Raw genomic sequence first — 22,296 nt, forward strand, 5'->3', positions numbered from 1 at the left:
ATAGATATGAAAAGTTTATATAAAATAACACTTTTATTTGGTTTAATGATTTTAGTTGCATCATGTCATAACGATGCTAACCCAAATTATCAATATTTTCCAAATATGTATGAAGCGGTGAGTGCTGAAACGTACTCTGCGTCGCCAGTCGATGTATTTAAAAACGGTAAAGAAGGTCAACTTCCAGCTGTTGGTACTATAAATAGAGGTTTTGAGCCTTTTGAATATGAAAATACTCCAGAAGGATATGCGTTAGCAAAAGCTAACTTGAAATCTCCTTTAGATTCACTAGATAGAAATTCAGATAAAGGAAAAGAATTATTTGAAATCTATTGTATTAGTTGTCATGGTGCAGCTGGAGATGGTAAAGGTAAATTAGTTGAAAGAGAAAAATTTCTTGGTGTTCCTAACTATAAAGACAGAGAAATTACTGAAGGAAGTATTTTCTTTGTTGAGACTTATGGTTTAAATGCTATGGGTTCACATGCTAATCAAATGAGTGCTCACGAACGTTGGTTGGTTGCTGACTATGTTCTTAAACTAAAAGCACAATAATAATTGTTGAACTAACTGATCGTAATAGATATGTATACATTTTCAAGTAAATTAAAAACTTTTTCTTTAGTCTTAATGGCCGTTGGTCTTTTAGGAATTGGATATGGTTTTTTAACTGCACCTAAAGACATTCAAGAAGTTGAAAAAATACTCGCTGCAGATGCTCATGGTAGTCATCATGAAGCTAGTAGTGAATCTGAAGGAGCACACGCGGTTTCTGCAGAATCAAAAGTTAAAGCAGATGCTGAACACAATGAGCACTTAACTCATGTTTTGCACCAATTAAAAAATAAACCATGGTCTGCATTATATGTGGCTTGTATATTTTTTATGTTGCTTTCTTTGGGAACATTAGCATTTTATGCTATTCAACAAGTAGCACAAGCAGGTTGGTCTCCTGTATTATTTAGAGTTATGCAAGGGATTACGGCTTACTTACCTGTAGGTTCTGTAATTTTCTTCATCATATTAGTACTTTGTGGCTTACACTTTAACCATTTGTTTATTTGGTTAGATCCTGAAGTAGTAAAACATGATGAAATTATTCAAACAAAATCAGGTTACTTGAACTTTCCTTTTTGGATTGTTAGAGCTGTAGTATTTTTGTTGGGATGGAACTTGTACCGTCATTTTTCAAGAAAAAATTGTTTAGCTCAAGATGAGTCAAATGACAATAGCTTTTACAAAAAGAATTTTAATTATTCTGCTGGATTCTTAGTTTTCTTTATCGTTTCAGAATCTATTATGTCTTGGGACTGGATTATGTCAATCGATCCACACTGGTTTAGTACTTTGTTTGGATGGTACGTATTTGCTAGTTTCTTCGTAAGTGGTATCACCATGATTGCAATGGTTACTATATACTTAAAATCAAGAGGATATTTAGAAAATGTAAATTCTAGCCATATTCATGATTTAGCTAAGTTTATGTTTGGTATTAGTGTATTTTGGACTTACTTATGGTTCTCTCAATTTATGTTAATATGGTATGCTAATATTCCTGAGGAGATTACTTATTTCATAACAAGAATTCAAGTTTATAACTTACCTTTCTTTGGTGCTGTTGTTATGAACTTCTTATTCCCGGTTTTAATTTTAATTAATACTGATTTTAAACGAATTACTTGGGTTTTAGTTATGGCTGGTATTGTGATATTATTAGGTCACTATGTTGACTTCTTTAATATGATTATGCCTGGTACAGTTGGAAGTAGTTGGTTTATTGGTGTTTCAGAAATTGCATCAGTTTTATTCTTTCTTGGATTATTTATTTTTGTTGTCTTCACAGCATTAACTAAAGCTCCTTTATTACCAAAAAGAAATCCTTATATAGAAGAGAGTAAACATTTTCATTATTAATATTTAAAGAGATAAACAGATGACAAGTTTGTTGGTAATTATAGTTTTAGTTTTATTGGCTGTTGCTTTATGGCAATTGACGAAGATATTCGATCTAACTCAAGTTGGTTCGAGTTCGGACAATTCTCAAGTTGCAACCAATGATGATAACAATGTGCAAGGATATTTGATGTTTGGTTTTTTAGCTTTCATCTATATTTTTACAATTTACGGTGTATTTACTTGGGGATCTTTAGTTCTTCATACACCAGCTTCAGAACATGGTGCTCTTATCGATGGTCTGATGAATATTACTTGGGTATTAATATTTATAGTTCAGGCTATTACTCAGGTATTGTTACATTATTTTGCTTTTAAATATAGAGGTAAGAAAGATCAAAAAGCGTTATACTTCGCTGATAACAATAAGTTGGAAGCAATTTGGAGTGTTATCCCTGCTGTTGTTTTGGCTGGTTTGATTCTTTACGGTCTTTATGCTTGGACAAACATTATGTTTGTTGATGAAGATGATGATACAATTGTAGTTGAGTTATACGCTCAACAATTTAAATGGACTGCAAGATACGCTGGTGCTGATAATGTTTTAGGTAAAGCTAATGTGAGATTGATTGAAGGAGTTAATACTTTAGGTGTTGATTTATCAGATCCATATGCTCAAGATGATATCGTAGTTTCAGAATTGCATATTCCAAAAGGGAAAAAGGTGCATTTCAAAATGCGTTCTCAAGATGTTTTACACTCTGCTTATTTCCCTTATTTTAGAGCTCAAATGAACTGTGTTCCAGGTATGGTAACTGAATTCGCTTTTACTCCAATTTATACTACTGCAGAATATCAAGCTATGCCATATATGGTTGAAAAAGTAGCTAAAATAAACGCTATAAGATCTAAGAAAAGCGTTGAGCTTGTTGCTAAAGGTGAAGCTGCTTTAGATCCTTACACTTTTGATTATTTATTATTATGTAATAAAATTTGTGGAGCATCTCATTATAACATGCAAATGAAAGTTGTAGTAGATACACCAGAAGATTACAAAAAATGGTTGAGTGACAAAGCAACTTTGGTTAGTGAAGTTAAAGCTGCAAATGCTACTCCAGAACCAGTTGAAGGTGGGGTTAAATCTGATTCTACTAAATCAAAAGATACTGCAGCTGTTGCTAAAATAGCGATGAAATAATTATTAAGAAAATTTAAAGTATAAATATATGTCAGCAGAAGGTCACGATCACGGACTAGATCACGAACACGAACACCACCATAAAGACACTTTCATTACTAAATATATTTTTAGTATTGATCATAAAATGATTGCCAAACAATATCTGATAACAGGTATTATTATGGGAGTAATTGGTGTAACTATGTCTTTGCTTTTTAGAATGCAATTGGCTTGGCCAGAGGAGTCTTTCAAGATTTTCAATATATTACTTGGTGATAAATGGGCTCCAAACGGAGTTATGGCTAATGATATTTACTTGTCTTTGGTTACTATACATGGTACCATAATGGTATTCTTTGTGTTGACAGCAGGATTAAGTGGAACTTTTAGTAATTTACTTATTCCATTGCAAATTGGAGCTCGAGATATGGCTTCCGGTTTTATGAATATGATCTCTTATTGGTTATTCTTCTTGTCAAGTGTAATCATGGTATGTTCTTTATTTATTGAGTCAGGACCTGCAAATGCTGGTTGGACAATTTATCCTCCTTTGAGTGCTTTACCACAAGCTATTTCTGGTTCTGGATTGGGAATGACTTTATGGTTGGTTTCTATGGCTGTATTCATTGCTTCATCTTTAATGGGATCTTTGAATTATGTAGTTACAGTAATTAATCTTAGAACAAAAGGAATGTCTATGACAAGATTGCCACTTACAATTTGGGCTTTCTTTATTACTGCAATTATTGGTATTGTTTCTTTCCCAGTATTATTATCTGCAGCTTTATTGTTGATTTTTGATAGAAGCTTCGGAACTTCTTTCTTTTTGTCTGATATTTATATTGCTGGTGAAGTATTACATTACCAAGGAGGTTCGCCAGTTCTTTTTGAGCACTTGTTCTGGTTCTTGGGGCACCCTGAGGTTTACATCGTAATCTTACCTGCATTAGGTATTACTTCAGAAATTATTGCAACAAACTCTCGTAAACCAATCTTTGGTTACAGAGCGATGATCATGTCAATTATTGCAATTGCATTTTTATCTACAATTGTATGGGGTCACCACATGTTTATTTCAGGTATGAATCCATTTTTAGGTTCTGTATTTACCTTTACAACATTGTTGATTGCGATTCCATCTGCTGTAAAAGCATTTAACTATATTACTACTCTTTGGAAAGGTAATCTTCAAATGAATCCAGCTATGTTGTTCTCAATTGGTTTGGTTTCTACTTTCATCACTGGAGGTTTAACAGGGATTATTCTTGGGGATAGTACATTAGATATCAACGTTCACGATACTTATTTCGTAGTTGCTCACTTCCACTTAGTAATGGGTATTTCTGCTCTTTATGGAATGTTTGCTGGTATTTACCACTGGTTCCCTAAAATGTTCGGAAGAATGTTGAACAAAAACTTAGGTTATGTACACTTTTGGGTAACTGCAATCTGTGCTTATGGTGTATTCTTCCCAATGCACTTTATCGGATTAGCTGGTTTACCAAGACGTTATTATACAAATACAAACTTCCCATTGTTCGATGATTTGCAAAATGTGAACGTATTGATTACAACTTTCGCCTTAATTGGTGGAGCTTTCCAATTAGTATTTTTGTATAACTTCTTTACTAGTATTTTCTACGGTAAAAAAGCAGTTCAAAATCCATGGAAATCAAATACTCTTGAGTGGACTACACCAGTTGAGCACATTCATGGTAACTGGCCAGGAGAAATTCCTCACGTACACCGTTGGCCTTATGATTACAGTAATCCTGGTCACGAAGAGGATTTTGTACCACAAACCGTACCAATGAAAGAAGGTGAAGTAGTATTACATCACTAATATCTCAAAATTATATAAATGCCTTTCAATCTTGAAAGGCATTTTTTTTATAGAATGATTACTTTTTTTATCTTTATCCAATGAATGCAAACTTAGATCCAACAAATAATAACTTCAGCTCTGAAGAACTCGATATCGAAAAAAGATTGAGACCTTTGTCTTTTAGCGATTTTGCTGGGCAAGATCAAGTCTTGGAAAATCTTAAAGTTTTTGTTGCGGCTGCCAATCAGCGTAATGATGCTTTAGATCATACCCTTTTTCATGGGCCTCCAGGTCTTGGAAAAACCACACTGGCAAATATTCTTGCAAATGAACTGCAAGTTGGTATTAAAATAACGTCAGGACCAGTTTTGGATAAACCTGGTGATCTTGCTGGATTGCTTACTAATTTGGGCGAAAGAGATGTATTGTTTATTGATGAAATTCATCGTTTGAGTCCCATAGTTGAAGAATATCTATATTCGGCAATGGAAGATTTTAAGATCGATATTATGATTGAATCAGGGCCAAATGCGAGAACGGTTCAAATCAATCTAAATCCTTTTACACTCATTGGTGCTACCACTCGCTCAGGACTTTTAACAGCACCTATGCGTGCTCGTTTTGGTATTTCATCACGATTACAATATTATACAACTGAACTTTTAACAACTATTGTTGAGAGGAGTGCTTCTATTTTTAAAATGCCTATAACTATGGAAGCTGCCATTGAAATAGCAGGTAGGAGTAGAGGAACACCTCGTATTGCAAATGCTTTATTGAGACGTGTTCGTGATTTTGCTCAAATAAAAGGGAACGGTAAAATTGATATTGAAATTGCTCGATATGCCTTGAAGGCACTTAATGTCGATGCTCATGGATTGGATGAGATGGATAATAAGATTTTGAATACTATTATCGAGAAATTTAAAGGTGGTCCAGTTGGTCTTACTACATTGGCCACAGCTGTATCCGAAAGTAGTGAAACTATCGAAGAGGTTTATGAACCTTTCTTGATTCAAGAAGGATTTATTATGAGAACACCAAGAGGACGTGAAGTAACAGATAAGGCCTATAAACATTTAGGGAAAATTAGAACAAACATTCAAGGTGGTTTGTTCTAATTGTATGATGTTATTCCTAAATAAAAGGAATGAGAAAGAGAATATTTTATAAATGAAATTCATTGAGAATAAATTAAAATAGACTCTTAGAGAAGTAATCAGGACTATGATATGTTGATTTCCAAGTTCAAATTCTTTCAATTAAAAAGTGATAGACAATAAGGCTAAATACACACAATTTATAAAATCCGAAGCCAAGCGCCTCGGGTTCTTATCTTGTGGTATATCTAAAGCTGGTTTTTTGGAGCAAGAGGCACCGCGTTTAGAAAAGTGGTTGAATCAAAATTATAATGGTCAAATGAGCTATATGGAGAATCATTTTGACAAGCGGTTGGATCCAACTTTATTAGTAGATGATGCAAAAAGTGTGGTTTCTCTCTTATTGAATTATTATCCTTCTGAAAAGCAAAATTCTGATTCCTATAAAATTTCAAAGTATGCTTATGGTCAAGATTATCATTTTGTAATAAAAGATAAACTGAAAGAACTGCTTTTTTCTATTGAGTCTACCATCGGGAATGTTACGGGAAGGGCTTTTGTGGATTCTGCACCAGTTCTTGATAGAGCTTGGGCAGCCAAAAGTGGTTTAGGTTGGATTGGCAAAAACAGTAATCTAATCACTCAAAAAGTAGGATCTTTTTATTTTATAGCTGAGCTTATTATAGATTTAGATTTAGAATATGACACAGCGGTTACAGATCATTGTGGCTCATGCACTGCATGTCTGGATGCCTGCCCTACAGATGCAATTGTTGCGCCATATGTAGTAGATGGTAGTAAATGTATTTCTTATTACACAATCGAACTCAAAGAAAATATTCCTTTAGACATGAAAGGGAAGTTTGAGGATTGGGCTTTTGGATGTGATATCTGCCAAGATGTATGCCCTTGGAATCGTTTTTCTAAATCACACAATGAGCCTTTGTTTAATCCCAATCCGGAATTTCTTTCTTTGTCTAAAAAAGATTGGGATGAAATTACAGAAGAAACATTCAAAGTAGTGTTTAAAAATTCACCTATTAAGCGAACTAAGTTTTCAGGTATTAAGAGAAATATAGCTTTTTTGAAATAAGTCAAAACGAATTTATATTTGATAGCTATATGTCATGAATAAATTGGCTTTATGATTATTGAAATAGATTCTATTTTTAGCAATCCAAATGGTTGTTGTCCCATCAATTAAGAATGCAAGGTTGTATTATCATTTTAGAAAGCAGCAAATATATTTGCTGCTTTTTCTGTTTTTTATAAGTGCTAATTTCAATTTTTTTTGAACCATTTTGTCATTTTTTAGGCGCTACAAGAGAAGAAATAATGCCTGATTTTTGTAAACAGAAATGAAAATAACTGATGTAAATACTAAGAGAATTTCTGTGGTTAATTTGTTGTAAATCAATCTTGATGATGTGCTCTGACGCTTAAAATAATTTGCATTTTTATTATTTGTGTGTTAATTTTTTTTAACTTTATCTTAAATAAAATAGATTATTATGACTGTAAATCAAATATTAAGTGTAAAAGGAAGGGAAGTTTATTCTATACCTTCTTCAATAACCGTATTCGAAGCTTTGAGAATAATGGGAGAAAAGAATATTGGAGCAGTTTTGGTTATTGAAGAAACTGTTTTGAAAGGAATTTTATCTGAAAGAGATTATGCTCGAAAAATTGTTTTAAAGGACAAGTCTTCAAAAGAAACATTAGTGAGCGAAATTATGGAGGAAGATGTTATAACTGTAAAGCCAGATGATGATTTAGAATATTGCATGCAATTAATGACAGGAAAGAGAATAAGACATTTGCCTGTTTCAGAGGACGATAATATTATTGGACTTGTTTCTATAGGGGATGTTGTAAAAGCGATAATTGAACTTCAAAAAAACACCATTCAATATTTGGATTCGTATATCAGCGGAAGCAAGGCATAAAATGAGTAGATAATAGATTGATAAAAAAATGGCCGCATTTATGCGGCCATTTTTTTATCAGATTGATATGAAATAAAAACATAAGATAAAGGCTTTCGATTTAATGAAGTCTGTTATCTTTGTGAACTGAAAAAAAAACTAAAAGAATGGACAAAAATAGTAAAAGAAGAGAAGCGTTATTGTATCACGCTAAACCAACTCCGGGAAAAATTCAGGTAGTCCCTACTAAGAAATATGCAACTCAAAGAGATTTGTCTTTAGCCTATTCACCAGGTGTTGCTGAGCCTTGTCTGGAAATAGCAAAAGATGTAAATAATGTTTATAAATATACTGCCAAAGGAAATTTAGTTGCCGTAATTACAAATGGAACAGCTGTTTTAGGACTTGGGGATATAGGGCCGGAAGCTTCAAAACCAGTAATGGAAGGTAAAGGTTTGTTGTTTAAAATTTTTGCCGATATTGATGTATTTGATATTGAAATTGGAGCTAAAAATATAGATGAGTTCATTCAGACAGTAAAAAATATCGCACCAACTTTTGGAGGGATTAATCTGGAAGATATAAAAGCACCGGAATCTTTTGAAATCGAACGAAGATTGGTTGAAGAATTGAATATCCCTGTGATGCATGATGATCAACACGGAACAGCAATTATTTCTTCGGCGGCTTTGATAAACGCATTAGAATTGGCTGGTAAAAAAGCCGAAGATGTGAAAATGGTAGTATCAGGAGCGGGATCAGCAGCTCTAGCCTGTGCCAATTTATATGTTTTATTAGGAGTAAAATTAGAAAACATATTGATGTTTAACAGTAAAGGACTTCTAACAAAAGGAGATACTTCTTTATCTGAATTGCAACAAAAATATGCTAGAGATATTGAACCAATGAGTCTTGAAGAGGCTTTATTGGGGGCTGATCTTTTCCTAGGGCTGTCTTCAGGAAATATTATGAGTCCAAAAATGTTACTGGGAATGGCAGATAATCCAATTGTTTTTGCAATGGCAAACCCAGAGCCGGAAATAGATTATAATTTAGCAATTGCTACTCGTAAAGATGTAATTATGGCTACCGGTCGTTCGGATTTTCCTAATCAGGTAAATAACGTTCTTGGGTTTCCTTATATTTTTAGAGGAGCTTTAGATGTTAGAGCAACCAAAATTAATGAGGCTATGAAAATGGCTGCTGTAAGAGCATTGGCAGCTTTAGCAAAAGAATCGGTTCCAGAACAAGTTAATATAGCTTATGGTGCTACTAAATTGGTTTTTGGTAGAGAGTATATAATTCCATCTCCTTTTGACCCTAGGTTAATACATATTGTTGCACCAGCAGTTGCAAAAGCAGCAATGGATTCTGGAGTTGCTCTTAACCCAATTACAGATTGGGACAAATATGAAGAGGAACTTTTGAATCGTTTGGGGAATGACAATAAAATGGTTCGTTTAATTACCAATAGAGCAAAAACAGATCCTAAGCGAATTGTTTTTGCCGAGGCAGACCAACTTGATGTTCTGAAGGCAGCTCAAATTGTATCTGAAGAAGGTATTGGATTCCCAATTTTGTTAGGAAACAAAGAAATTATTTTGGAATTAAAAGAAGAATTAGGCTTTGATGCCGATGTTCAGATAATTGATCCAAAATTAGATGAAGAGAAAGAACGAAGAGAAAGATTCGCAAATACATTATGGGAATCTAGAAGAAGAAATGGAGTTTCATTATTTGATGCTCAAAAATTTATGAGAGAAAGAAACTATTTTGCCGCCATGATGGTTAATTGTGGAGAAGCAGATGCATTGGTTTCTGGACATTCTAGAAGTTATCCATCAGTTGTGAGACCAATGCTACAGCTTGTTGGGAAAGCTTCGAACGTTTCTTTAGTGGCAACAACAAATTTAATGTTGACAGGTCGTGGTCCTATGTTTTTATCGGATACAGCTATCAATGTAAATCCAACTGCAGAGGAATTAGCAAAAATAGCTGTAATGACTGCGAAAACGGTTAAAATGTTCGGAATAGAACCAGTTATTGCAATGGTTTCATATTCAAATTTCGGTTCATCTGTAAACGAAAGTGCTTCAAAAGTAAAAGAAGCAGTTGCCTATTTGCATAAAAATCATCCTGATATTATTGTTGATGGTGAAGTTCAAGCTGATTTTGCTTTAAATCCAGAAATGTTAACAGCTAAGTTCCCTTTCTCTAAATTGGCTGGAAAAAAAGTGAATACTTTAGTTTTTCCAAATTTAGAATCAGCAAATATTACGTATAAACTTTTGAAAGAGTTGAATGGTGTAGGTTCGATAGGGCCTATCATGATGGGAATGAAAAGCCCAGTTCATATATTCCAATTAGGTGCAAGTGTTGAAGAAATGGTAAATATGGCTGCAGTAGCAGTAATCGATGCACAGGAAAAAAGCAAAAGAAAAGAAGAATAGGAAAAAATTATAGTAATAATACAATTTGAGATTTTAAGGAATTGGTGAGTTTTGTTTGATTTATAATATAGAATCAAATCATAAATTTCATACAGTTTTCTTTTAATCTCAAATTTTATTATATTTGAATTGATATTTTATAATATGATAGCACATTTACAAGGGAAATTAGTAGAGAAATCACCGACAGAAGTTATAATTGACTGTGGAGGGGTTGGTTATCATATAAATATATCTTTGCACACATATTCGTTAATTCCTAATGCCGACTTTATTAAATTGTATACATATCTTCAAATAAAAGAAGATGCACATACATTATTTGGTTTTGTAGAGAAATCTGAAAGAGAAATTTTTAAAATGTTACTTTCAGTCTCAGGTATTGGAGCAGGTATAGCTAGAACTATGCTTTCTTCTTTAGATCCGAAACAAATCATTAATGCAATTGCATCAGGAGATGTTTCAACAATTCAGACTATTAAGGGGATTGGGGGCAAAACGGCACAAAGAGTTATACTCGATTTGAAAGAAAAAGTGTTAAAATTATACGATTTAGACGATGTTTCAATCTCTCAAAGCAATACAAACAAAGATGAGGCGTTATCTGCTCTAGAAGTTCTCGGTTTTGTTAGGAAAACTTCTGAAAAAATAGTAGAAAAAATTGTTAAAGAGGATCCAGAAGCTACTGTTGAATCTATAATTAAAAAAGCTTTAAAAAACTTATAACGTACATAAGAAGCCTAACTGATATGCATAAAATTTATGTTTTTTTGCTGGTCGTATTTTGCGGTTTTGTATCGCGGGCTCAGGTGCAACAAGTTGTTCAAGATACTGTTAAAAAAGGATACGATGTAGGTGAAGTTCAAATTAAAAATCCCCAAAGTATTCTTTCTGCTTATACATATGATCCAGTTACGGATACTTATGTCTATACCAATTCTGTTGATGGCTTTAATATCAATTACCCAATAGTTTTAACTCCAGCGGAGTATGAAAAATTAATGTTGAAAGAATCCATGAGTGATTATTTCAAGAAAAAAGTTGATGCGATTGATGGTAAAAAGGAGGGAAGTGAAGCCGCAAAAAAAGATTTGTTGCCCCGATATTATATTAAATCAGGTCTTTTTGAAACTATTTTTGGTAGTAACACAATAGATGTTAAACCTACCGGATCCATAGAAATTGACTTAGGATTATTGTATACCAAACAAGATAATCCAGCTTTCTCAACTAGAAATAGATCTAATACTTCTTTCGATTTTAATCAAAGAATTAGTATGAGCTTGATGGGGAAAATAGGAACCCGACTTCAAGTGAATGCTAATTTTGATACTCAATCTACTTTTGCATTTCAAAATTTATTCAAGTTAGAATACACACCTGCGGAGGATGATATTGTTCGTAAAATTGAAGTAGGTAACGTAAGTATGCCTTTGAATAGTACTTTGATTGTTGGTGCTCAAAGTTTATTTGGAGTGAAAACCGAGTTACAATTCGGGAAAACAACTATTACAGGAGTCTTTTCTGAACAGAAATCCCAAGCCAAAAAAGTGGTGGCACAAGGAGGAGGTACAATCCAGGAATTTGAAATGTATGGTGCTGATTATGATAATGACAGGCACTACTTTTTGTCTCAATATTTTAGAGACAGATACGATAGTTCGATGAAAAGTTACCCTTTTATTGATAGTAGGGTTCAGATTTCAAGGTTGGAGGTTTGGATAACAAATAAGCAAAATCGTGTCAATGCAACCAGTAATAATTTAAGAAATATAATTGCTCTTCAGGATTTGGGAGAATCCCAAATATCTGGTTTGCCGGATGGAGATGTAGTAGTGCTAAATCCGCCAACGGGTATGTTTACAAGCCCTCCAAACTCTCCTTCAGATAATGCAAATAACCTTTATAATCCTGCATTAATCGCTACAAGCGGAGGTTTGCTAAATCCTAATATTAGAGAAATTGTTACTGCAAATTCTGGGTTTAATACCACAGTTAGTGAAGGGCAAGATTATTCTAAATTAGAAAATGCAAGGAAGTTATTGCCTAATGAATATACTTTTAATCCGCAATTGGGATATATATCATTACAACAACGATTAGGGAATGATGAAATATTAGCTGTAGCATACCAATATTCAATTGGAGACAAAGTATATCAAGTTGGGGAATTTGGTAATGATGGGGTCGATGCTACTGTGGTTACAGGTAATCAACCGTCAAATCAAAGTGTTATCACTCAAACTTTGATATTGAAAATGTTAAAAAGTAGCTTGACAAACGTTACGAATCCAGTTTGGAATTTGATGATGAAGAATATTTATCAAATTCAAGGAGGGTATCAATTAGTTCAGGATGATTTTAGGTTTAATATTCTATATAAAAACCCATCTCTATTAAACTACATTTCTCCAGTAGATGGAAGTCCGTTTCCGCCAAATCCAACTCCAGAAAATACGGTAGAAAATACAACATTATTAAAAGTGTTAAATCTAGATAGATTGAATTTTAATAATGATCCTCAAGCAGGAGGTGATGGATTTTTCGATTTTGTCCCGGGATTAACAGTAGATACCCAAAATGGTAGATTGATATTTACTACTAAAGAACCTTTTGGGGAATTGATGTTTAATAAATTAAAAAATCCAAATTCTTCGGAAGATTATAGGGATGTGAATACTTATAACCCTAATCAGAAAAAATATGTGAACTCTGTTATGTATAGAAATACACAAGCAGTAGCTTCACAAAATCCGGAATTGAATAAGTTCTTATTACGAGGGCGATACAAATCTACAGGGGGAGACGGAATTCCGATTGGGGCTTACAATGTGCCTCTTGGATCTGTTAAAGTTACCGCAGCCGGAAGGGTATTAGTTGAGGGTATAGATTATAGTGTCAATTATCAATTGGGTAGAGTTCAAATTTTGGACCCATCTCTTCAAGCGTCTAATACTCCAATAGAAATTTCCTTAGAAAACAATTCTACTTTCGGTCAGCAGACAAGAAGGTTTATGGGGATAAATGTAGACCACTTGATAAATGAAAAATTTATGGTGGGAGGGACTTTTTTAAATATGAATGAAAAACCCTTTACCCAAAAATCAAGCTATGGTCAAGAATCCGTAAATAATAGTATTGTGGGGTTACACGGAAATTTTTCGTCACCTGTTCCCTTTTTTACACGCTTAGTCAATAAGCTACCAAACGTAGATACAGATGTGCCTTCTAATATTTCAGTAAGTGGAGAGATTGCTTACCTAATGCCTAATGCATCAAAAGGAGATCAGTTTGATGGTCAATCTACTATATATGTGGATGATTTTGAAAGTTCACAATCATCTATAGATCTGCGTTCTGCCTATGCTTGGAGTTTGGCTTCTACTCCAGAGAATAATCCTAAAAGTAAATACAACTTTAATGGAAATTTAGAAGGGTTGGATTATGGCTTTAAAAGATCAAAATTATCTTGGTATTCAATTGACCCCGTTTTTTATACATCAAAACCATCGGGAATATCAAATGATGACTTATCATTAAACAGTACAAGAAGAGTATATAGTGAAGAACTATATCCTTTGACAGATATTGTGCAAGGGCAATCCTTGGTGGTTAATACTTTGGATTTGAGTTATTATCCATCAGATAGAGGACCTTACAATAATAACTCAAGTGTAGGAAGTACCCCTGGAGAAAATTTTGGAGGAATTATGAGATCGTTAAGTTCAACTAATTTTGAACAAAGTAACATAGAGTATATTCAGTTTTGGGTAATGGATCCTTATGTTGGGGAAGGTAGTGTGCCTAAAACCAACTTAGGAAAAATTTATTTTAACCTTGGAGAAATCTCTGAAGATGTTCTGAAAGACGGGAGAAAATTATATGAAAACGGACTTGGACCAAATCAAGTTCTGGTAAATCCACCACCAGTTTGGGGTAATGCACCAGCTTCACAGTCTTTGATTTATGCATTTGATAACAATGAAGGAAATAGAACAGCTCAAGATATAGGTTTAGATGGACTTCCATCAGCTAGTGAAGGAAATGTATATACTAATTATGCTTCTGAACCTGATCCAGCAGGTGATGATTATATCTATTATTTAAATACATCAGGAGGTGTAATTGATAGATATAAAAATTACAATGGGGTTGATGGGAATTCAGCAGTTAATATAAATTCTGCTAATAGAGGATCATCTACGGTTCCGGATGTTGAAGATATCAATAGGGATAATACCATGAATACTATCAATGCCTATTATGAGTATAGCATTGATATGAAACCTGATATGACAGTTGGGCAAAATTTTATTGCAGATATTAGAAATACACAAGTGAAACTGGCAAATGGTAATTTGACAGAATCTAGATGGATTCAGTTTAAAATACCAGTAAAGCAATACGAAAATAAAATTGGTAATATTTCCGATTTTAATTCGATTCGATTCATGCGTATGTTTTTGACTAATTTTACAGATAAAGTAACATTGCGTTTTGGAGCCTTGGACTTAGTAAGAGGTGAGTGGAGACTTTATGATAAAGAATTAACTTCTAATGGGACTACAGATCCAAATCAGTTAACGACTTTTGGGACAGCTGCAGTAAATATTGAAGAGAACTCTAATAGATGTCCAATAAATTATATAAGCCCACCCGGTGTTGCAAGGGAGAAATTGTATAACAACAATACTGTAATCAATCAAGATGAACAGTCATTGTCAATGAAAGTTTCAGGGAAAGGATTTGAGCCTTTTCATGGAAGAGGAGCCTACAAGAGTTTTAATGTTGATATGCGTCAATATAAAAACGTAAAAATGTTTCTTCACGCTGAATCATTACCTGGTGAAACCGAATTACAAGATAATCAAATGGTTGCTTTTATTCGCTTTGGTAGTGATTATTCAGATGATTTTTATCAAGTTGAAATTCCTTTAAAAGTAACATTACCTGGTTCTAAAATAGGATCGGCTTGTACTCCTTTAAGTAGAGAAGCAGTTTGGCCTACTGAAAATGAAATTGATCTTTCGTTAAGTTTATTAACGAAGTTAAAATTACAATCGTTAAAAATCGATCCGACTACTTTGCCTCCGGATGGAATTTATTACCAGACAGAAGGAGAATTGAACCCTGATTTGGCAGGTAAAACCAATATGTTGCGATTGGGTATAAAAGGAAATCCTAATATGGGATTGGTTAGAAGTATTATGATGGGTATAAAAAGTAATGAAGCTCATCAAGATATTAAAGGAGAGGTGTGGTTTGATGAACTTCGTTTAGCCGATATGGACAATAAAGGTGGTATGGCAGCTTTATTGAATGTTGATACCAATTTTGCCGATTTAGGAACGGTATCTTTTACCGGAAACATGAAGAATTTTGGTTTTGGAGGTTTAGAACAAGGACCTAATGAAAGAAGTAGAGAAGATTTACAGCAGTATAATATTATCACTAATATCAATCTAGGTAAACTTTTGCCTAAAAAATGGAGGCTTAATTTGCCGTTTAATTATTCTATTGGAGAATCTGTTATTACTCCGGAATATGATCCTTTTTATGAGGACGTTAAGCTGGATCAAGTGTTAGATGAAGCTGATAGTGATGAGGATAGGAAAAATAAATTATCACAAGCTATAGATTATACAAAGCGTAAAAGTATTAACTTAATTGGTGTAAGGAAAGAAAGAGGTCTGGAGCAAAAGCCAAGGGTATATGATCCTGAAAATTTTACTTTTTCACAGTATTATAACGAAGTAGAGCGTCATGATTTTGAAGTTGAGAAAAACTTAGATCAACAAGCTAGAACAGCTGTAGACTATGCCTTTAATTTTCAGCCAAAAGAAGTTGAACCTTTCAAGAAAACGAAGTTCATGAAAAAAAGTTCCTACTGGAAGTTTTTAAGTGATATTAATTTTAATTATTTGCCTTCTAACATTACATTTAATACCAATGTTGTGAGGCAAAGTAATGTGCAACAATTTAGACAAGTTGAGGATATAGGAATTGGATTTGATCCCTTGTATAGAAGGAATTTTGGATTTAACTATCAATATGGATTTAATTTTAATCTGACAAAATCATTAAAAATAAATTATACGGCTTCATCAAGAAATATTGTAAAAAATTACTTGAATGAGGATGATGTGCCTTTAGAAAATTTCACTATTTGGGATAGGTATTTAGATACTGGAACTGCTAATAATCATACGCAACAGTTTGTCTTAAATTATGATATTCCATTGTATAAAATTCCAGTATTAAGTTTTGTTAAGTCTAGTTTTTCCTATACTGGAGATTATAGTTGGCAGCGTGCTTCTACTGCATTGACAAATGTTGAAATTGGAGGCAGTACATACGATTTGGGGAATACGGTTCAGAATGCACAATCAATCAATCTGAACGGAACTTTTAATATGGAAACTTTGTATAAATATATTGGGATATCTAAAGACTCCAAAAAGACAAATGTTCCTAAAGCGGCTCCGCCAAAACCTGGTGAAAAAGTAGCTAAAACTGATGTGTCAAAAAACATAAACAGAAATATGTTTATGAATGGAGTGTATGGGGTTTTAACTAGTGTAAAGAATATACAGCTTAGTTTTACCGAAAACAAAGGGACTGTCCTACCCGGTTTTCTTCCGGGTGTTGGTTTCTTTGGTTCACAAAAACCTACATTAGGATTTATTTTTGGTAGCCAAAATGATGTGAGATATGAAGCTGCTAAAAATGGTTGGTTGACCGACTATAAAGAGTTTAATCAAAATTTCACTCAGATAAACAGTCAAAATTTTAAAGGATCTGTGAATGTTGAGTTGACTCCTGATTTTAAAATAGATTTCTTAGCAGATCGTTCATATTCAGAAAATTTTTCAGAACAATATGATGTTCAGGATGGAGTATATAATCCAAGATCACCTTACAGTTTTGGTGTTTTCTCAATCTCAACGGTATTAATCAAAACCTCTTTTTCTACCAGTGATGAAAATAGATCAAGTGCTTTTGATGAGTTCAAGAACAATAGGTTAACAATTGCTAATCGATTAGCAGTTCAAAGAGGAATTGATATAAATGATCCTGCGAATATTGGTCCGGATGGTTTCCCAAAAGGATATAATGCTTCAAATCAAGCGGTATTGTTGCCATCGTTTTTGGCAGCTTATACAGGAAGTAATGCAGGTGGTGTTTCACTTGATATTTTTAGGAATTTCCCAATTCCTAACTGGGCTATTAAGTACAATGGGTTAATGCGCTATAACTTTTTTAAGAAAAGATTCAAACGCTTTTCTTTGCAACAAAATTATAGAGCTTCCTATACAGTGAATTCTTTTAGATCGAATTTTAACTATGTGAAAGATCCGAATGGAGTAGATGAAAGTGGTAATTATTTTAATCCAACAATAATGTCTAATGTAACATTAGTGGAGCAATTTAATCCGCTTTTGAGAGTTGATTTTGAGTTTAAAAATTCATTTAAGTTATTAACGCAAATCAATAAAGACAGGGCGTTGTCAATGAGTTTTGATAATAATTTATTGACGGAAGTTCATGGTTTGGAGTATGTTGTAGGTTTAGGATATCGAATAAAAGATGTTGTTTTTTCTTCTAGATTAGCAGATAATCCTACCGGAGTTATTAAAAGTGATATCAACATAAAAGCAGATTTGACTTTAAGAGACAATCAAACGATTGTTCGTTATTTAGATTATGTCAATAATCAACTGGCGGCTGGTCAAAATATTTGGACTTTGAATCTTACAGCAGATTATTCGTTAAGTAAAAATTTAACAGTTATATTCTATTATAATCATTCTTTTTCTAAACCAGTAGTTTCAACTTCGTTTCCACTAACAAATATTCGTTCTGGATTTACATTACGTTATACTTTTGGAAATTAATTTGAGAATCTGATCAAGATTTGATTATAAGATTGCTACATTTGCAAAAAAAAAAAATCAATTATTAATTATTCAATTATTATTTTATGAGCATACCAGCAAATTTAAAATACACAAAAGACCACGAATGGGTTAGTATAGAAGGTGATATTGCCACAGTGGGAATTACACATTTTGCACAAAAAGAGTTAGGTGATATTGTTTATGTTGAAGTAGAAACATTAGATCAAACTTTAGATAAAGATGAAGTTTTTGGAACTGTTGAAGCTGTAAAAACAGTTTCTGATTTATTCCTTCCTTTATCTGGAGAAATTATCGCTTTTAACGATGCTTTAGAAACAAATCCAGAAAGTGTAAACACTGATCCTTATGGAGCTGGATGGATGATTAAAATAAAAATAGCAAACTTGGCTGAAGTTGAGGAATTGCTTTCAAGTGATTCATACAAAGAACTTATTGGTGCCTAAATTTCTATTATTTGTAATAGCTTTGTTTTGGACAGGAATTGTAGCTTATTTTTGCTTAGTTGAATCAAGTGAAATTCCTACTATAGATATCCCAAATTTGGATAAATGTATTCACACTTTTTTTCATTTTGTATTTACATTAGTTTGGTTTTTATATCTAAGAAAGCAATTGCAATACAGTAATGTCATTAGACCGTTGTTTTATTCTTTTTTATTTTCTTTAATTTTTGGGATAATAATAGAGTTTTTGCAGCAGTTATGTACAACAACAAGATCAGCTGATTTTTTTGATTTTATAGCAAATGCAATTGGAGCGCTATTAGCTCTTTTTACGGTTGTACTTTGTAATCGATTTAATATACTGAACAACGTTTTCAAAAATTAATTCCACTTCGGTGGAATTTTTTTTTATTCTAGTATTTACTTGTTTTTTGAAGTGTTTTCTTGCGAAGTAAATTATGGCTAATTCGTTTAAAACTAGTTTGTAAGCCCAAAAATGAGTCCAAGCGTAAAAACGATTTAACTAAATTATAACGAGTAATTGTATAATAACGTAAATTTGTTTTATTGAACTTCTATATTTAATAGCAATGAACATTAAAACTTATCTAGATTCAACATACTTGAAAACGGCTGAACAAGCTGGATTAAGTGAAAGTGAAAATGAAATTGTAGTAAAAGGTTTTATACAAGAAGCTATAGATGAGGATTTCAAATTGATAATGATACGTCCTAACATGGTAGCTTTGGCAAGAAAGATAATTTCTAATGCTAATTCGAGAGTTCAAGTAGGAACTGTAATAGATTTTCCTGATGGTAAATCCTCTATAGAGGCGAAACTAAACGAAGCAATTCAGTGTATACAAAACGGTGCTGATGAACTGGATTTTGTATGCAATTATGAAGCTTTCATTAGAGGAGATGAAACACTGGTCAAAGAAGAAATTCTAAAAGGAACCCAATTGGGTTTAGAACACAATAAAATAGTAAAATGGATCATTGAAGTGGCTGCACTTGATGATTTGCAAATTGCAAAACTATCAGCACTAATTAAGAATGTTGTAATAGCTAATTTTAAAGAAGAAGCATATGAGGCAGTTTTTGTAAAATCATCAACAGGTTTTTATAAAACTGTAAATAATTTACCTAACGGAGCCACAGTTTCTTCTATAAAAATAATGCTTGAAAATGCATCACCACTCCCGGTAAAAGCAGCAGGAGGAGTGAGAACATATGATGAAGCAGTAAGAATGATTCAACTTGGTGTAAAGCGCATTGGAACTTCTGGGGCCAAGGCTATTGCTAACGGACAAGCATCCTCTTCTCAATATTGATAAGATATTAAATCAAAATGAATAAATACGTATTAACTTTTTTGTTTTCTCTGTGTGTATTTTTTACAAATGCACAAATTTCGAATTCTGTACAATCTGGAACTTCTGACGAACGCTTTCCTATTTTTTCAAGTTGTGAAAATTTACATGCGCAAGATTTAGAGAATTGCTTCTATAACGAAGTACAGCAATTGGTGTATCATAATTTTCAAGTGCCCGAAAAGTTAAAACAAAGTAATTATTCAGGACTTGTAAAAGTGCTTTTTGAAGTAGATGCAGATGGTAAATTTAAAGTTTTGTATGTAAATTCAAATAATGAACAGCTTATATCCGAGACGAAAAGAGTTTTTGGTAGTTTTCCAAAAATTGCTCCGCCTACATATGATGGCAATCCAACATATTCTAAGTTTAATATGAACATTGCAATCCCTTTATTGTCACCAGAACAAGTTGCAGCAGCAACATTGGCCAAAAAAGAAAATATAAATGTAAACGAAGGATTGACGGAGTTGGATAGCATTGTTTATAAAAAATTCGATAATCCACAATTCAAAAGTCATTTAAGTATTCCTTTCTCACATAGTTATTATGCTCAATTTGATGACGATATGAATCGAGTAGGTAGTAATAATCATACTGCTTCTAAGCCTTATTCGTATGCTGAAGTCGAGAAATATTATAATTTTCATAAAGTCAATGCCAGTCTTATGAAGAATAAGTCGGGTTGGTGGGGACGAAAATTATTGAATGAAAATCTAACTGAAATTAAAGGGGAAGGTTATTGGTTTGCTTTGAACTTTTTATTTAATGTTCAAGCTGGAATTTCAAATCCGAGTAAAACAGACTATACGTACATAAATACGAGAGCATTAAATTTTAAAGGAGGTCTTGGATCTCGTTTAAATTTTACAACTACTTTTTATGAAAGTCAGGGTCGCTTTGCGGATTATTTTAATGCCTATGCTAATTCAATAAAACCATCGGGAGGTAATCCTGCAATTGTACCAGGGATTGGTATAGCAAAAGAATATAATTCTGATGGTTATGATTTTCCTATGGCAGATGCTAATATTTCGTTTAATGCAGCAAAATTTCTGGATTTACAGTTGGGTTATGGGAAAAATTTCATTGGTGATGGTTATCGATCCTTGTTTTTAAGTGATGGATCCAGTCCGTATCCTTTTTTTAAGATTGATGCCAATTTCTGGAAAATTAAATATACAGTAGATTATATGTGGCTGAAAGATGTGCGTCCTGAAGTTACGGTCGATAAAACTTATGCTACCAAATATATGGTGAATCATTATTTGAGCTGGAATGTTTCGAATCGATTGAATTTAGGTTTTTTTGAATCAGCTATTTGGACAAATACTAATGGAAGAGGGTTTGATGCTAATTTTGTGAACCCAATCGTGTTTTATAGAGCAGTTGAGTTTTCTTCTTCTTCCAAAACTGGGAATGCTGTTTTAGGATTGAGTTATAAATACAAATGGAATAATCAGATAAATCTATACGGACAATTTCTTATTGATGAGTTTTCAACCGGTGATATTTTTGGAGGAGAAAAAAGCTGGAAAAATAAATTAGGATATCAATTGGGTGCAAAATATTTCAATGCTTTTCATATAGATAACTTGTTGTTGCAATTGGAACTCAATCGCGTTCGGCCTTATGTATATTCTCATAGCGATCCAATTACTAATTATGGGCACAACAACCAAAGTTTGGGACATCAATGGGGAGGAAATTTTCAAGAGGTAGTTTTGTTGGGATACTATCATAAAGACAGATTTTATGCGAATACTAAATTTACGTTTGGTACTCGTGGGTTTGATTATAATACTACTGATAATAAATTCAACTATGGGCAAGATATTTATAAAGATTATGATTTAAACAGACCATATGATAAAGGGGTTAATGTAGGGCAAGGAAATAAAACAAGTGTTTTTATTACTGAATTGCAACTGGGTTATTTAGTGAATCCGGCAACCAATTTGAAATTTTTTGGTAATTTTTTATATCGAAGTTTTGACCCAACAACTGATACTGCAACAGTTTTCAAAGAGCAAACTACTTGGTTTACTATTGGTTTTAGGTCTGATGTGTTTAATTGGTATTTTGATTATTAGTTTTTTAAGTTTTCATGATGTAATTGTGCAGTAAAAACCGATTAAATAAATAGCTGTATTTTCATTCTTTCATTTCATGGATCATTTTTGAATCT

At 33.0% G+C, this 22,296-nt stretch carries 14 protein-coding genes; all 14 read left to right on the top strand.

Annotation, left to right across the window (positions count from 1 at the left end):
* Positions 1-6: 6 nt before the first annotated feature.
* The 14 genes from OZP08_RS06045 (at position 7) to OZP08_RS06110 (ending at position 22,201) form a co-directional block, all read left to right on the top strand.
* Positions 7-555 (top strand): c-type cytochrome, encoded by a 549-nt coding sequence (locus OZP08_RS06045; RefSeq protein ID WP_268848762.1) that lies wholly within the window; start codon positions 7-9, stop codon positions 553-555.
* Between the two features lie 30 nt (positions 556-585).
* Entirely contained in the window at positions 586-1,914 is a 1,329-nt protein-coding gene (locus OZP08_RS06050) for a quinol:cytochrome C oxidoreductase (protein WP_281323227.1), read from the top strand.
* A 19-nt stretch (positions 1,915-1,933) separates the two neighbouring features.
* Positions 1,934-3,091: a cytochrome c oxidase subunit II gene (locus OZP08_RS06055; RefSeq protein ID WP_268848763.1), complete on the top strand. Its 1,158-nt coding sequence runs from the start codon at positions 1,934-1,936 to the stop codon at positions 3,089-3,091.
* 28 nt (positions 3,092-3,119) lie between these two features.
* Positions 3,120-4,916: a cytochrome c oxidase subunit I gene (locus OZP08_RS06060; protein WP_281323228.1), complete on the top strand. Its 1,797-nt coding sequence runs from the start codon at positions 3,120-3,122 to the stop codon at positions 4,914-4,916.
* Positions 4,917-4,996: 80 nt separating this feature from the next.
* Entirely contained in the window at positions 4,997-6,019 is a 1,023-nt protein-coding gene (gene ruvB, locus OZP08_RS06065) for a Holliday junction branch migration DNA helicase RuvB (RefSeq protein ID WP_268848765.1), read from the top strand.
* 148 nt (positions 6,020-6,167) lie between these two features.
* On the top strand, positions 6,168-7,091 hold the full coding sequence (gene queG / locus OZP08_RS06070; protein WP_268848766.1) for a tRNA epoxyqueuosine(34) reductase QueG: 924 nt from the start codon (positions 6,168-6,170) through the stop codon (positions 7,089-7,091).
* A 418-nt stretch (positions 7,092-7,509) separates the two neighbouring features.
* Positions 7,510-7,944, top strand: coding sequence for a CBS domain-containing protein (locus OZP08_RS06075; RefSeq protein ID WP_268848767.1), 435 nt, complete (start codon positions 7,510-7,512; stop codon positions 7,942-7,944).
* Between the two features lie 146 nt (positions 7,945-8,090).
* Positions 8,091-10,373: an NADP-dependent malic enzyme gene (locus OZP08_RS06080; protein WP_281323229.1), complete on the top strand. Its 2,283-nt coding sequence runs from the start codon at positions 8,091-8,093 to the stop codon at positions 10,371-10,373.
* Between the two features lie 144 nt (positions 10,374-10,517).
* Positions 10,518-11,099: a Holliday junction branch migration protein RuvA gene (gene ruvA, locus OZP08_RS06085; RefSeq protein ID WP_281323230.1), complete on the top strand. Its 582-nt coding sequence runs from the start codon at positions 10,518-10,520 to the stop codon at positions 11,097-11,099.
* A 23-nt stretch (positions 11,100-11,122) separates the two neighbouring features.
* Positions 11,123-18,268 (top strand): T9SS outer membrane translocon Sov/SprA, encoded by a 7,146-nt coding sequence (gene sov / locus OZP08_RS06090; RefSeq protein WP_281323231.1) that lies wholly within the window; start codon positions 11,123-11,125, stop codon positions 18,266-18,268.
* A gap of 86 nt (positions 18,269-18,354) precedes the next feature.
* Positions 18,355-18,735, top strand: coding sequence for a glycine cleavage system protein GcvH (gene gcvH / locus OZP08_RS06095; RefSeq protein WP_268848768.1), 381 nt, complete (start codon positions 18,355-18,357; stop codon positions 18,733-18,735).
* On the top strand, positions 18,728-19,120 hold the full coding sequence (locus tag OZP08_RS06100; protein WP_268848769.1) for a VanZ family protein: 393 nt from the start codon (positions 18,728-18,730) through the stop codon (positions 19,118-19,120). The genes gcvH and OZP08_RS06100 overlap by 8 nt, the downstream gene beginning before the upstream one ends.
* Positions 19,121-19,325: 205 nt before the next feature.
* Entirely contained in the window at positions 19,326-20,069 is a 744-nt protein-coding gene (gene deoC, locus OZP08_RS06105) for a deoxyribose-phosphate aldolase (RefSeq protein WP_268848770.1), read from the top strand.
* Positions 20,070-20,086: 17 nt separating this feature from the next.
* Positions 20,087-22,201: a gliding motility protein RemB gene (locus tag OZP08_RS06110; RefSeq protein WP_268848771.1), complete on the top strand. Its 2,115-nt coding sequence runs from the start codon at positions 20,087-20,089 to the stop codon at positions 22,199-22,201.
* Positions 22,202-22,296 lie beyond the last annotated feature (95 nt).

The sequence above is a fragment of the Flavobacterium aestivum genome, from assembly GCF_026870175.2.
Taxonomy (GTDB): domain Bacteria; phylum Bacteroidota; class Bacteroidia; order Flavobacteriales; family Flavobacteriaceae; genus Flavobacterium; species Flavobacterium aestivum.

Bases quoted from the DNA above. Each gene is read 5' to 3' on its own strand.
- OZP08_RS06080 (WP_281323229.1), top strand. From the start codon at position 8,091: ATGGACAAAAATAGTAAAAGAAGAGAAGCGTTATTGTATCACGCTAAA.
- OZP08_RS06045 (WP_268848762.1), top strand. From the start codon at position 7: ATGAAAAGTTTATATAAAATAACACTTTTATTTGGTTTAATGATTTTA.
- ruvB (WP_268848765.1), top strand. From the start codon at position 4,997: ATGAATGCAAACTTAGATCCAACAAATAATAACTTCAGCTCTGAAGAA.
- deoC (WP_268848770.1), top strand. From the start codon at position 19,326: ATGAACATTAAAACTTATCTAGATTCAACATACTTGAAAACGGCTGAA.
- OZP08_RS06060 (WP_281323228.1), top strand. From the start codon at position 3,120: ATGTCAGCAGAAGGTCACGATCACGGACTAGATCACGAACACGAACAC.
- OZP08_RS06050 (WP_281323227.1), top strand. From the start codon at position 586: ATGTATACATTTTCAAGTAAATTAAAAACTTTTTCTTTAGTCTTAATG.
- OZP08_RS06075 (WP_268848767.1), top strand. From the start codon at position 7,510: ATGACTGTAAATCAAATATTAAGTGTAAAAGGAAGGGAAGTTTATTCT.
- gcvH (WP_268848768.1), top strand. From the start codon at position 18,355: ATGAGCATACCAGCAAATTTAAAATACACAAAAGACCACGAATGGGTT.
- ruvA (WP_281323230.1), top strand. From the start codon at position 10,518: ATGATAGCACATTTACAAGGGAAATTAGTAGAGAAATCACCGACAGAA.
- OZP08_RS06110 (WP_268848771.1), top strand. From the start codon at position 20,087: ATGAATAAATACGTATTAACTTTTTTGTTTTCTCTGTGTGTATTTTTT.
- sov (WP_281323231.1), top strand. From the start codon at position 11,123: ATGCATAAAATTTATGTTTTTTTGCTGGTCGTATTTTGCGGTTTTGTA.
- OZP08_RS06055 (WP_268848763.1), top strand. From the start codon at position 1,934: ATGACAAGTTTGTTGGTAATTATAGTTTTAGTTTTATTGGCTGTTGCT.